Source organism: Candidatus Nitronereus thalassa (assembly GCF_032191465.1).
Lineage (GTDB): Bacteria > Nitrospirota > Nitrospiria > Nitrospirales > UBA8639 > Nitronereus > Nitronereus thalassa.
Genome location: NZ_JAQOUE010000001.1, coordinates 1,311,401 through 1,324,479 on the forward strand (window position 1 = coordinate 1,311,401; position 13,079 = coordinate 1,324,479).

Here is a 13,079-nt window from a genome sequence, read left to right on the forward strand (position 1 = left end):
AAAATGGCTCAGGGGGCACAAACAACACAGCCTAGAATGCGGCACCATGTGCGATCGGTAAGATTCAAGCTGAAGCGCCGACAGTCATATATTTTTCAACCTGAATTTGTTCCTGATGCGCATCTAACAAGGACCGAATCGATCGGGCTGGATCCCCAGGTGCCGAATCATTCAGGTCAATAACAATGGGAACCGGATAAGGAAGATGGTCGGGCCCCACAATCAACTTGATCTTGGGTTTAAGCAAGCTCGTAGGATTCGTCATAACGACCACTCCCTGCTCCCCGGTGGACAGCTCAACTAGACTCCCTAAAGGATACACACCCAAACATTGAATCAGGCGTTCGATGGGGCGTAAGGAAAAACGACCTTGTTGCGCCTCATGGTACAATTCTCTTAAAACCAATGCCGTAGGCCGAGAAGGCCCTGCGCCCCAATTGCTCGTCAACTTGTCAAACTCATCGACCAAGCCCACGACCTGGCTCAAAAGGGAAAGGACCGAACCTTGAAGTCCATGTGGCTCTCCCGTTCCATCCGATCGTTCATGATGCTCCAAAATAATCTGTTTAATACCTGGAGAAAGTTCGGTAGAGGATTGCACCATGGCATATCCCAGCTCCGCATGTTTGGACAGTAACTGACGCTCTGCCTCTCCGGCCGTTTTCCTTTTTCGGACCAAATTGTTGGGTAACCGAACATAGCCGAGGTCATGGAGCAGGGCACCCATGGCGAGAGTTTTCAATTCTTTTTCCTCCCATCCCATTTCAATTCCCAAGACGACGGATAGGGCACAGACATCTACCACATGGTGGTAGAGATATTTATCAACCGAGGAAAGATTTTGGATCAGGATAATCTGAGAAAAGGCTTTTGGATCATCTACGACATTCTGAACAATGTCGTGAGCCATATTCTCCAGCGCTGGCTGGTCGATCGGCTCTCCTGAATGCACTCCTTCAAATACTTTTTGGACGGCGCGTACGGCTTCATCACGGACACGTTGGGCACCCTCTTCTGGTGTCAGCTGAGGACTGTCGGATGGTCTGGACCCAGAGCCAGAATCCATTCTGAAAGACGGGGCAAGCGAATCCTTAGGATGTTGGGGGTTATGATCATCACATGATTCGGCCATTCTAACATCAGAAACTTTATTCGGAATGTCCGATCCTAGTTCGGGCAAAACGGTTTCATCCACAACAGATGATTCAATTCCCTGCGGCTCATTGGCATCGGGTGTATCTGGAGCACTAGACTCCTCAACGTCCAGCCCCTTAGAGGTTTCAATAACCACGGTCCGAACACCGGACTGCCGTAACCGTTCCACTTCCCCTATATTTTTTATGATTCGGTGGTGCAGGATGAAAGGAGTATTCCACCAACTTTGGTCCATGCCCATGAGAAACATGCCGGGTTTAAGCTGATCTAATGAGATCTGTTTTTTCATGATGTTATGAATCGATGCTCAGCACTCCCTCATCCTAACAACCATGAAGCGAGAGAACTGAAAAACAGGCAGGAACGTCCTGGAGAAACCACGGGTTTGAACCCGGTGAGAAAAACAAAAAAAGACCGGCCAGACAGGATTGTGGACCCCATCAAAATAATGGGCTCGCCAATACCGCGTCACCCTTTCCCTTCATGGCAGACAAAGGGTTATTCCAAAAGTTTTGGAAGGCGCCTCTGCCAGACAGCTTTTTCTTAATGAGCGACGGCCACGGACTGATCAAACCCCGAGCATGCCTCTTCCACAGACGAAAACACTGGGATCATCCTGGGCACATTGGCAAGATCTAATATCTGCCGAACATACGACTGTGGATTTACCAAGGAAATACGACCTTCCTTTAGCTTCAGATTTTGATGGGCCACGACCAACAAACCTAATGCGGAGCTATCGACAAAGGATACTTTCTCGAGATTGAGAATCACATGGTGACATCCAGCTTGTTGAAGTCGATCCATGGCCTCTTTAAATTCCCGCCGGGATGCAAAATCAAACCGACCACTGATATCCAATACTGTCGCGGAACCCTGCTGATGTTCTGTCAACTCCATGACGACCTCCCTAAAAAGGTAAACTCTGTACTTCGACTCGAACCAAAGATGTTATGCTCAATTCCTGGGGTGGCCCCCTGAAGAATTTCCCATGAATTCGATAATCTTGAGGAATCGTCTGATATTTATCAGGACAACCCGCTAGGGTATTATCGGTGATCAAGACCTAGATCTTTACCCAAAAGATCACACTTGAGACACGCGATGTAAAATGTCAGCAGGTATTTCGCTTAAAGGTAGGATTTTATCGACCCCTCCAGCCTTAATGGCCTCCTTCGGCATTCCAAACACAACACAAGAGGCCTCATCCTGGCCGATCGTATAAGCTCCAGCACGTTTCATCTCTAAAAGACCGGCGGCCCCATCATTTCCCATTCCTGTGAGAATCACGCCAACACTGTTCGTTCCTGCATATTGGGACACTGATTGGAACAACACGTCAACCGAGGGTCGGTGCCGATTCACCGGCGGGTTTTGATTGGTCACGACATGATAGCGAGCACCGCTCCTACGAAGCTCCATATGAAAATTTCCAGGAGCAATGAGCGCTTGCCCCGGAATCACGCTATCGCCATCTTCGGCTTCCTTGACCCGAATTTGGCAAATTTCATTGAGCCGATCCGAAAAATGCTTAGTGAATCGCTCCGGCATGTGTTGCGTGATAATAATAGGCGGAGTATTCGGAGGAAGAACTTCAAGGATATCGCGCAATGCCTCTGTGCCCCCGGTTGACGCGCCAATGGCAATAATCGTGTCTGTCGTTTTCAACATAGCCGATGAGGCCAACGAAGGTCGGACTTCTACTTCAGAATTCTTTCGTTTCTGCCGGGCCCGAACAGTAGATTGGGCCGCCGCTTTGACTTTATGAATAAGATCTTGCCCAAGATCTTCCATACCATGCCGAATATCTAAGGTCGGTTTGGTTGCAAAATCCACCGCTCCCAACTCGAGTGCCCGAAGGGTAGTTTCACATCCTTGTTGGGTTAACGAACTGACCATGACCACAGGCATAGGATGACCCGTCATTAATTTTTCCAAAAATGTCAGACCATCCATCTTGGGCATTTCAACATCCAAGGTCAGGACATCAGGATTGAGGGTTTTTATTTTTTGTCGGGCGATATAAGGATCTGGAGCCGTACCTATGACTTCGATTTCAGAATCTTGAGACAATATCTCTGTCAATACCCCGCGAATTAATGCCGAATCATCAACCACGAGAACACGTATCATTTTCATTACATTCCTTCCCCAAAATCAGAAGTAGTTTTATCTCCCCATGGTCCACGATCTCTTTCACTAGGCATGAATCTCAATCCTGAATATAGGCACTTAGAAAAGCGTCACATCACCAGCACTAACTTCTTTTTCAACAATCTGCTGGTATTGCTGTTCTTCTTTCACAATCTGTTGTCGTTGAATACCATCCAGTTTCTTTAATAGCACTCTCCCAGATTCCGTAAAGTAATAGACCTTTCGCGGACACACGTCTCCGACATCAGCCTTGATAGGCTGCATACCTTCACGCTCCAAGTATTCTAGGGCCCACGCTGCATTTTTCGCCCCGACATCATTCCGACCTTCATAAATTTTTCCACCGCCAAACACCTTCACTTCAAAGCGACTCTTGTGGCCTCCTTGTCCCAACAATTCATTTACGAGTACTTCCATGGCATAACTACCATACCGCGCCGAAGGGCCCCAATGATCGTTTTCCACGTTTCCGCTAGGCGAAGCCAACATAAAATGATTCATACCGCCGATTTTGGTAACGGTATCCCTGATACACACCGAAATGCACGATCCGAGAACCGTATACACCACCATGGGCGCCCGACTCACAAAAAACTCGCCCGGCATAATCACGGCAATTTCATGAGGAAACCGCATATCTCGCATTCGCCGTATATGGCCAAACTCCATCACGACTTCCCTCTTCCCCCCTCTTGCGCTGGCGTTCCTTCGAAAATTCTCATTTCCAATTTAGACCGATTTTCGATAGATCGTCGGTGCCACATAGGTAAAAGGATGATCGATCCATTGCAAACTTTCTGAATGTCCGATAAACAGATAGCCTCCTGGTTTTAAATATCGAAAAAACTTCGCCATCAGTTTGGCCTGTGTTGGACGATCAAAATAGATCATGACGTTCCGGCAAAAAATGACATCTAATAAACTTTGAATGGGAAAAGATTCATCCATTAGATTAATGCGTCGATAGATGACCATCTGACGGACTTTGGGCTTAACCTTCACGTATCCTCGTTGTCCCCCGTTCCCTCGAAGAAAATGACGCTTCACCATCTCCGGCGGTAAATTCAATACACGCTCATCTTCGTACACTCCACGAGCAGCCTTCGCCAACACTCGTGTCGATAGATCCGACGCCAAGATTTTACAATTCCATTGACTCGGGTCGGGCACGGCATCTAATAAAGTCATGGCAATGGAATACGGCTCCTCTCCACTTGAGGAAGCGGAAGACCAAATTCGAATATGCTTGGATGGAGAGAGCGTGGGAATGATTTGTGCTTTTAAGAATTCGAAATGGACGGGCTCCCGAAAAAAATCCGTTTTATTAGTGGACAAGAGGTCCAGCATTTGCGTGAGCTCGCCAGAGTCCACTCCATTCACGACCAAATCATAATAGGCTTGAAAGGAAGGCAACCCGAGGTGTCGAATCCGCTTGGATAGCCTGGATACGATCAATGTTTGTTTTTGTTCGGTCAGAGTAATCCCTGCCTTTTGATATAAGAGGCTTTGAATCTGTTGAAATTCATTGGTCGTAAGGGTCATATCCATCATAGACTCGTTCGTAGGCTCATGTGCCCCCTCGAAAGAACATTCGAGAATCAACATGCAATCATATTTTTTGGTGAGATTTCACTTTGGTTGTGTGTTCTATATCGGTGTTCATCAACAAGCCCTTTACCAGATGTCATTAAAAGAACTTTCCTGAGATAGAACAATTCATTCACAGACACTTCAAGATCGCTTTTTCCCTAGGGCAATTAAAAAATGTTCGCACGTACTCTTTCAGACTCGTTTAACTTTGCCCCAGGGCGCATGTAAGAAAATAAAGACCCAAGTAAAAATTGGAGGAGGATTTCAACGTTCATCAGGCGAATCATCTCCCTTGTGACAAAAAAAGCCCAGGGAAACTAGGCTAAACCTAGCGTCCCTGGGCTCAGAAAATTCCGAGATAGCTTTATCGCATTCTGACGATAATTGCCCCCATGAAATCTCCCTTTTTCCAATCCTTCTTCGTCGTTTTGGGATGTTTATTATGACAATCGGCACACCCTTCAACAATAGCAAAATCCGCAGACATGCCTTTTGTCATATTTCCATCTTCAAACGTCACCATTTTCTCTTTCCCGCTGGCCAGAGCCGCCAGCATTTCTTTTTCCTTGTCGGTCTTCGCCGCATTGGACGAGTACAGAGGATTAGTCCCAACTAAGGTCAATTCAAAATCCTTAATTTCCGCGCCAATGGCCTTGACATATTGGGCAGGAAGCATAATCGAATGATCTTCCTTGACCCAATCTTCATTAGGGCTCACGCCGCCCTTCTTAGCCTTGCCAATAATACCTTTGACATAAACTGTTCTCGCTGCTTTCGCGGTCGCAAGAATGTACTTAATCGCCGTATCCTTGCTCATGTCAGCCGCTTGGCCAGACGAAACAATAACGCCTGTCGCAAATACCACACCGACTCCCAACAATACCACTGTCTGCAATGTTTTCCTCATACATCCCCTCCTTAGGATAATACGGTGAATAGTAAACGCTTTTCCCATTACTGAGGATTGCGTATTCTTTGCCGACTCCCCCTGTATGTCAAGCAATATTTACACTCTTAAAATTCCTCAAACTCATCATCTGTTCGCTCCCGGCTATTTTGCCCTTTGCCGGCACCAGCGCCGACTAGCTCAAAGGTTTCTTTCTTAGGAGCAGGAGAGTTAGGAGTTTTCTGTGGTGCTGATTGCCCTTTTTGCTTTGCCGTAACGGTTTTGGCCTCAGGACTGGATACCTGTAAGCGTGACGACGCATTTTCCACCGCGGTTTTGAAAAATTCCACTTCTTGTTGCAAGGCACCAGCTTGCTGTTGCATCGATTGTGCACTAGAAGCCGCTTGTTCCACTAAGGCGGCATTTTGTTGGGTGGTTTGATCCATTTGCATAATGGCTTTGTTCACTTGGTCAATCCCGGCCGATTGCTCCTGCGAAGCTGCAGTGATTTCGGAGATAATATCCGTCACCCGTTTCACCGAGCCCACAATTTCCTCAAGCGTCTTTCCAGATTGATTCACTAACTCAGACCCATCACTGACCTTTTGCACAGACTCACTGATGTGGTCTTTGATTTCTTTGGCGGCACTCGCCGAACGCTGCGCCAAGTTCCTGACCTCGGAGGCCACCACGGCAAACCCCCGGCCTTGCTCGCCGGCTCTGGCAGCTTCCACCGCTGCATTCAAGGCCAACAAGTTTGTTTGGAAGGCAATTTCATCGATCACATTGATAATGTCAGCAATCTTTTTGCTGCTTTTATTAATTTCTTCCATGGCATGAACTGCATCCGCCGTCACCTTGCCACCTTTTTCCGCTACTTCGCGAGCGGCAATGGCCAATTGATTCGCTTGCTTGGCATTATCCGCGTTTTGCTTCACAGTCGAAGTCATTTCCTCCATCGACGCACTTGTTTCCTCTAATGATGAGGCTTGCTCTGATGTCCGTTGTGAGAGATCATCATTGCCCTGGCTAATTTCTGCTGAGGCGGTAGTCACTTGCTCTGCCGCCTGCCGGACTTGCCCAACCACCTTCGACACATTCTCGAACATACTATTGAGTGCCTCGCTCATTTTTCCTAACTCATCATTACTCGTCACCGGAATACGCTGAGTCAGATCTCCTTGGGCCGCGAGTTGAGCCACTTCGTTCACCCTTGTTAATCCTTGAGCCGCCTTACGACCAACGAACCACCCTATCGGGATAATAAAGGCTAAACATACCAGGGCCGTCATGAGAACTTTTTGCTGAATACCCAAGGCTTCAGCAATGGCTTCGGTTTCCGGGACTCTGACCAATACAGACCAATTCATTCCTGGGTAGCCTAACGCACCATCTAAATGTGTGAACCCCCCGGTCTGTGAAATCTGTTTCCGGGCATGTATCGCCGTAAGATACCCTGATTCTCCGGCAACCGCGCGTTGAGCAAACGGCACACCTTTGTCCGCCAAGTTCATGACGAAAAGTGTGTTGGCTAAATCGTGAGTAATTACTTCTTTTCCCTGCCGCACGGGATCAAAGTCGATTAACACTTGTCCCTTATCTCCAAGTAAGGTTAATTCTGCCCCCGGAAAACCAGCACCTTTCAACTCCTGATACGTTTTCTGGAATATTTCTTCCACAACAGAAAACTTGGCTCGGTTGGTCCAATATCCCACCAGCTGTCCATCTCCATCGTATACCCGAGCCGAAAATCCCATGGTCAACCCATCATTTCCTGGATAGGCAGCTTTCACCATCGGATCCACATGGACATCCTCAATAAAGGTTCCGGTGGATTGATCGTTTCCCGGAGCGGTAAACGGCATTTTGGTGGTATACTGATCCGCTTCTAGGGCTTTAAACCAGGGGGTCTCTTTAAAATTTTTTGTCCATAAAGAACTCACATCAATAGGATTTCCCAAGGCATCCTTATAGTTAACGGCAATCAACTGCCCATTAGTATCCACCATCATAGTCAAATAATAGATTCCATAGGCCGCCACATATTTATTCATCACCTTGCTAATGGCATTCGTATCACTTCGATCCCCCCAATTGGATAAGCGGGTCACCACGTCATTGTATGTAAACGCCTGCACATCCCCATATCGCTCAAACAGGTTCCGATCAATTTGTTCGGATACCGCCACGGCCAGGTCCTGAAAACGAAGACCGACTTTTTCTGTCATGCCCGTCGTCGCTTGAAAAGCAATCAATCCGATGGCAGCCATAGGAATAATCCCGAACACCGCGAACAGTGCGATCAACTTCCCCGTCACACTCCAATTTTTAAACGAAACCCATTTGGTCCACATATCCATGCCCCCTTTTTCCTTCTCCCTTTCCTAAAGAAAGGTCGTGATATCGAGAAATACCATTACTATTAATACAATCATTTTTCTATTTACTCGTTTTCCTTCGAGGCTACGGCTTCCACCTGTTCGATTTCCCGGTCTGACAGCACTCGATCAATATCCAGCAGCGTGACCAGTCGATCTCCAGTTGTCGCGATTCCATCGATGAAACTGGTATCTACTTTTACGCCCAAGGCTGGCGCTGGTTTCATGTCCTGCGCTTTCATCGTCAGAACATCGGACACCGAGTCGACAATCATACCCATTACACGACCCTGTACCACTACCACGACAATGACCGTGAAGCTGGTAAAGTCAATCTGCTCCATTCCAAATTTCATCCGCAAATTGATGATCGGCACAATGGTCCCACGAAGATTGAGGACACCCTTCATATAGGGAGGAGTATTGGGAATTCTTGTGACATCGGTATACCCTTTGATTTCTTGTACGGTGAGTATATTCACTCCATATTGTTCATCTCCCAGAACGAAGGTCAGATATTGCTTTTCCTCCTCGTCCCCGGTTATTCGTGATTCTTCACGCTCAACAACTGCCGTTGACATACCCTACCTCCTCCATCAGATTTGGAATGGCCCTTGATGAACAGGGTCACTACGTTTCATACAATTCGGCTCATCATGTTCCCAACACTTTCGCCAATGGAGCAGTTTGTTCGCACAACCCCTGACACCTACGCGGCCACACTTTGTCCATTGAGGGAATGACTGACTAACCCTTGCACATCAACAATCAACGCGACATGACCATCTCCCAGAATCGTCGCGCCGGCAATGCCACCCACTTTTTGATAATTTTGTTCCAGGCTTTTAATGACGACTTGTTGTTGCCCGACGAGTTCATCCACTAACACGGCCACCCGTTTTCCTTCTGACTCCACAATAACTAATAATGCCTGGCAAGGATCGGTGACTACCGGTGTTACCTGAAACGCTTCATACAAACGGAGAACCGGAAGCCATTCCCCGCGCAGACCGACTACCTCTCCACGTCCCGCCATGGTTTGTAATTCCGACCGCTTAGGTTGAATGGTCTCGGTGACAGACAATAGCGGAATAATGTATTGCTCCTCCCCAACGCGAACGGTCATTCCATCCATAATCGCTAAGGTGAGAGGAAGTTTGAGCATCAGTCGTGACCCCTTGCCTTCTTGAGTCTGGATGGTCACGGCTCCACCCAACGCTTCAATGTTTCGTTTCACGACATCCATACCCACTCCACGACCTGACACATCCGTAATTTTCTCTGCGGTGGAAAAACCCGGCCGGAAGATCAGTTGCCAGACTTGGTCATCGGGCAAGGTCTCCCCCTCGGAAATCACGCCATTGGCAACGGCTTTTTTCAGGATTTTTTCCCGATTCAAACCTCGCCCGTCATCTTCCACCGTAATGCAGATACTTCCACCTTCTTGATAGGCATTCAGCCGGATAGTGCCCAACTCACTTTTTCCCTCGGCCTTGCGATCTTCTGGTAACTCCAATCCATGGTCAGCAGAGTTACGCACTAAATGAGTCAAAGGATCTCCGATAGCCTCAATGACCGTCTTATCGAGTTCCGTTTCCTCACCTGACATGACAAGCTGAATTTGCTTGCCACTTTTTGACGCCAAATCTCTCACCAAACGTGGGAACCGTTGAAATGCTGTCCCGATGGGTAACATCCGGATAGACATCACCCGTTCTTGCAATTCTCGTGTATTCCGCTCCAATTGAAGGACTCGCTCTTGAAGAATGGGGAGTTGATCCAAAGTAAATCGTTCTCCTAAATCCGTAATCATGGATTGCGTAATAACTAACTCACCGACCAAATTAATGAGCTTGTCGATTTTTTCCGTATCCACACGAATCGAGGCCGCTTCACTCTTTTTGACACGAGAGACAGAGTCTTGCTGTTTTTGAAGCGCTTGCGCGACCTGTTGAGGAGCGACCACCTTGTCCTCGACCAAGATTTCCCCGATTCGCCTTTGTTTATTTAAACTCTCCTCGAGTTGCGCTTGAGTTAATGCGCCTTCGTCTACCAGGATTTCGCCCACACGTTTGGTTTCTTGGCTGACAAATGTGGAGACCGGCTGCTCCGTAATCACTAATTCACTTCCATCACGCACAAAATCAAACACAGCATCGAGTTCTCTCACCGACTTATCCGTCTCCATACGGATCTGCCAGGCCAAGTAGCAGACCTCGGGATCCATCACGGCTAAGGCAGGCACGCGATTAGTTTTTACTCCCACCTCTAACACTTCCCCGAGTTCGGCGAGATCTTTAATGATGCGAGAAGGATCCAAACCACGCTGAAACAATTCAGACAACGGCACCCAATCCACACAGAGATGCGTTGGACCGGAAGGTCGAGAAGGAGCGGACGACGTGGCTTGAGGCGAAGAATCCGCTTGTTCTCCCATTTGACAGGCCACAAGTTCGTCCTCGATGGGTTTTATTATCTCGGGGTCGAAACTGGCTCCACCTTGTGCCGCATCGAGTAATGACTTCAATGCATCCAAGCTTCGCAACAACACGTCGATCGTCCCCTGGGTAGCGACCATTTCTTGATTTCGAAGACGATCCAGCACATTCTCCATCTTGTGGGTCAGTTCTCCGATGGCCGTAAACCCAAACATACCCGCGTTCCCTTTAATGGAATGCGCAGCTCGAAATATTCGATTTAACAGGTCGAGATCATCGGCCCGCTGTTCTAAATCCAGCAAGCCGGTCTCCATGGTTTCGACATGCTCCGCAGACTCTACAAAAAAAGTTTCCTGAAATCTTGAAAAATCAATGCTCATAGCATGCCCTTTTCACCATCCCTGAAAATGTCATTGTAGTACCGTGGCTTTGCACCATCAGAGACTTCCCTTGACTCACCCTGGCAAAACCTTTTTGATGACTTGCAACATTTGATCGGGGTTAAAGGGCTTCACAATCCAGCCCGTGGCTCCGGCTGATTGGCCTTCTTTTTTCTTGTCATCCGCCGACTCAGTGGTCAACATGAGTACCGGGGTAAATTTGTGAGCCGCCATCCCTCGAATTTCCTTAATAAGAGAAATGCCATCCATATTCGGCATATTGAGATCGGTGATCACCAGGTTAGGTTTTGCACCGCCATTGAGTTTGGCAACGGCTTCTTTTCCATCTCCAGCTTCCACGACCTCGAACCCCGCCCCCTTGAGCGTAAACGTTACCATTTGTCGCATGGAGACCGAATCATCCACGACTAAAATTGTCTTGCTCATACACCTCCCCCTATACTTCCCAACACGTATTTGGCTTATTGGTTTTTGTGAACGTAAATCTGCTCACAGTTCAAAACAACGTTACGTTATCCTCCGATTCGTTCTTCGCCGACACCGTCGTGAGATCTGCGCCTTCTGCAATTGCGTTCATCACGGCTCGCTCAGACTCCATGGTATAACTCTCGCCCAGTCCACGAAAAATAGAAGCTGCTTCCAACGCGACTTCCTGCGAGTACCCCTCTTTCTCCATTTTTTTAATGGTCTCCCGAATGGTCTCAAGAGGCTCATATACATGCTCAATTTTTTGGCGAGTGATATCTTGAAATTGCAATGAGACGACAATGCCCGCGATATCTTGTGCCAACACGTTGGCTTGGTCTGCACCCCGCGTGACTTTTTCTTCTAATTCCCTGTTGGTTTCCAAAATTGTTTTCGTAAAACCTTTTACTCTTTCCTGGGATTCCAACGTCACCGTCATATCAACAGAGGCTAATTCTTCTAATCCATTCATGGCCCCCCGAGTGCATTCGGCAACGCCTTCACACATTTCCCGAATCTGGTTAGCCGCATGTCGTGATCGATTCGCTAACTTCGTGACCTCCTCAGCCACAACTGCAAACCCACGACCATGCTCACCAGCCCTTGCAGCCTCAATCGCGGCATTGAGTGCTAACAGCCGGGTTTGATCTGCAATGAATTCCACCTCTTCAACCATCTGAGAAATCGACGCGGTACTCGTCACGGCTCCCTCCATGACTTGAACCGCTTGCATGGTGATTTTTGAAGTTCGGAAGACATCTTGAACAAATCGATCCATGGTCTTGCTCGTTTCTTCCAATATATGTTTCACCGAGTGGATTTCACCAACCTCTTCAGATTCCTCTGTGTCAGCGACTAATAGCGAGTTCTCTTCCGCCTGTGTTCGTGCGCGTTGTGCAATATCCTGAAAACTCACGATCAATCCATCTGCCGCCCGACCCGTTTCCTCCACCACCATCTTGAGCTGAGCCACGAGGACCGGGGTCAATTCACTAAGACAAGCTGAAAAATCCTTCCAACTTTGTCGATACGCCTGATTCTCCTCACATTGTTGCTGACAACAAGCAAGTTGCTCCTCCAGCCAAGCTTGTTTTCTCTTGGCCACCACTCCCCAAGCCACTCCAAGCAGGCCAATAAATATTCCGATTATGAGAGGCATCATGTTTAGCCTTTTTCTGGAAGATTATTCATCTTCACGATTTCATTACTGAGGAGATCGCAGGACCCTCCAAAAATTTTCCACAGCCAATAACCTCAAACTGCTCTTTGACGGCGGAGGGGACATTGGTAACCTCTAGAATCATTTCCTGGCAGGCAGAGACAACCAATTGGACCCCTGATGAATCCATGCGTGAAACGTTGGCCAAATTCAGCTCCAAGTCTCCCGGCTTTTCACTCAAACCCAGGAGAGCCTGACGAAAATCCGCGGCTTCAAAAATCGTTAATTCACCCTCGGGCTGTAAAATTATGCGGCCGTTCTGTTCTTGAATCGTCATTTCTTTGTTCTCCAAGCCTAGACTTCCGAATTCACAACGTCACTAACCTGCGGACATTCGGCTCTTCTATCATGAGAAAAACTTTCCCATTCATCCTTTCACTAATATTGGGAAAG

General features: G+C 47.8%; 12 protein-coding genes. All 12 read right to left on the reverse strand.

Annotated features, from left to right (window positions below; translation table 11 throughout):
- Positions 1-64: 64 nt before the first annotated feature.
- A complete protein-coding gene (locus PPG34_RS05955; RefSeq protein ID WP_313832234.1) occupies positions 65-1,444 on the reverse strand; it encodes a cyclic di-GMP phosphodiesterase in 1,380 nt (459 codons plus the stop codon).
- A 254-nt stretch (positions 1,445-1,698) separates the two neighbouring features.
- Entirely contained in the window at positions 1,699-2,055 is a 357-nt protein-coding gene (locus PPG34_RS05960) for an STAS domain-containing protein (RefSeq protein ID WP_313832235.1), read from the reverse strand.
- A 186-nt stretch (positions 2,056-2,241) separates the two neighbouring features.
- On the reverse strand, positions 2,242-3,294 hold the full coding sequence (locus tag PPG34_RS05965; protein WP_420888063.1) for a protein-glutamate methylesterase/protein-glutamine glutaminase: 1,053 nt from the start codon (positions 3,292-3,294) through the stop codon (positions 2,242-2,244).
- A gap of 93 nt (positions 3,295-3,387) precedes the next feature.
- Entirely contained in the window at positions 3,388-3,978 is a 591-nt protein-coding gene (locus PPG34_RS05970) for a hypothetical protein (RefSeq protein ID WP_313834271.1), read from the reverse strand.
- 60 nt (positions 3,979-4,038) lie between these two features.
- On the reverse strand, positions 4,039-4,860 hold the full coding sequence (locus tag PPG34_RS05975; protein WP_313832237.1) for a CheR family methyltransferase: 822 nt from the start codon (positions 4,858-4,860) through the stop codon (positions 4,039-4,041).
- A 403-nt stretch (positions 4,861-5,263) separates the two neighbouring features.
- On the reverse strand, positions 5,264-5,806 hold the full coding sequence (locus PPG34_RS05980) for a c-type heme family protein (RefSeq protein WP_313832238.1): 543 nt from the start codon (positions 5,804-5,806) through the stop codon (positions 5,264-5,266).
- Between the two features lie 107 nt (positions 5,807-5,913).
- A complete protein-coding gene (locus PPG34_RS05985) occupies positions 5,914-8,145 on the reverse strand; it encodes a methyl-accepting chemotaxis protein (protein WP_313832239.1) in 2,232 nt (743 codons plus the stop codon).
- Between the two features lie 83 nt (positions 8,146-8,228).
- Positions 8,229-8,744, reverse strand: coding sequence for a chemotaxis protein CheW (locus tag PPG34_RS05990; RefSeq protein ID WP_313832240.1), 516 nt, complete (start codon positions 8,742-8,744; stop codon positions 8,229-8,231).
- A 128-nt stretch (positions 8,745-8,872) separates the two neighbouring features.
- Complete coding sequence (locus PPG34_RS05995) at positions 8,873-10,981, reverse strand: chemotaxis protein CheA (protein WP_313832241.1); 2,109 nt, start codon at positions 10,979-10,981, stop codon at positions 8,873-8,875.
- A 75-nt stretch (positions 10,982-11,056) separates the two neighbouring features.
- On the reverse strand, positions 11,057-11,428 hold the full coding sequence (locus PPG34_RS06000) for a response regulator (RefSeq protein ID WP_313832242.1): 372 nt from the start codon (positions 11,426-11,428) through the stop codon (positions 11,057-11,059).
- A 70-nt stretch (positions 11,429-11,498) separates the two neighbouring features.
- A complete protein-coding gene (locus PPG34_RS06005; RefSeq protein WP_313832243.1) occupies positions 11,499-12,629 on the reverse strand; it encodes a methyl-accepting chemotaxis protein in 1,131 nt (376 codons plus the stop codon).
- 31 nt (positions 12,630-12,660) lie between these two features.
- Positions 12,661-12,963 (reverse strand): STAS domain-containing protein, encoded by a 303-nt coding sequence (locus PPG34_RS06010; protein ID WP_313832244.1) that lies wholly within the window; start codon positions 12,961-12,963, stop codon positions 12,661-12,663.
- Positions 12,964-13,079: the final 116 nt, after the last annotated feature.

Excerpts from the sequence above, each read along its gene's own strand:
- PPG34_RS05970 (WP_313834271.1), bottom strand. The coding sequence starts at position 3,978 with ATGGAGTTTGGCCATATACGGCGAATGCGAGATATGCGGTTTCCTCAT.
- PPG34_RS06000 (WP_313832242.1), bottom strand. The coding sequence starts at position 11,428 with ATGAGCAAGACAATTTTAGTCGTGGATGATTCGGTCTCCATGCGACAA.
- PPG34_RS05955 (WP_313832234.1), bottom strand. The coding sequence starts at position 1,444 with ATGAAAAAACAGATCTCATTAGATCAGCTTAAACCCGGCATGTTTCTC.
- PPG34_RS05975 (WP_313832237.1), bottom strand. The coding sequence starts at position 4,860 with ATGATGGATATGACCCTTACGACCAATGAATTTCAACAGATTCAAAGC.
- PPG34_RS05980 (WP_313832238.1), bottom strand. The coding sequence starts at position 5,806 with ATGAGGAAAACATTGCAGACAGTGGTATTGTTGGGAGTCGGTGTGGTA.
- PPG34_RS05965 (WP_420888063.1), bottom strand. The coding sequence starts at position 3,294 with ATGAAAATGATACGTGTTCTCGTGGTTGATGATTCGGCATTAATTCGC.
- PPG34_RS06005 (WP_313832243.1), bottom strand. The coding sequence starts at position 12,629 with ATGATGCCTCTCATAATCGGAATATTTATTGGCCTGCTTGGAGTGGCT.
- PPG34_RS05990 (WP_313832240.1), bottom strand. The coding sequence starts at position 8,744 with ATGTCAACGGCAGTTGTTGAGCGTGAAGAATCACGAATAACCGGGGAC.
- PPG34_RS05960 (WP_313832235.1), bottom strand. The coding sequence starts at position 2,055 with ATGGAGTTGACAGAACATCAGCAGGGTTCCGCGACAGTATTGGATATC.
- PPG34_RS06010 (WP_313832244.1), bottom strand. The coding sequence starts at position 12,963 with ATGACGATTCAAGAACAGAACGGCCGCATAATTTTACAGCCCGAGGGT.
- PPG34_RS05985 (WP_313832239.1), bottom strand. The coding sequence starts at position 8,145 with ATGGATATGTGGACCAAATGGGTTTCGTTTAAAAATTGGAGTGTGACG.
- PPG34_RS05995 (WP_313832241.1), bottom strand. The coding sequence starts at position 10,981 with ATGAGCATTGATTTTTCAAGATTTCAGGAAACTTTTTTTGTAGAGTCT.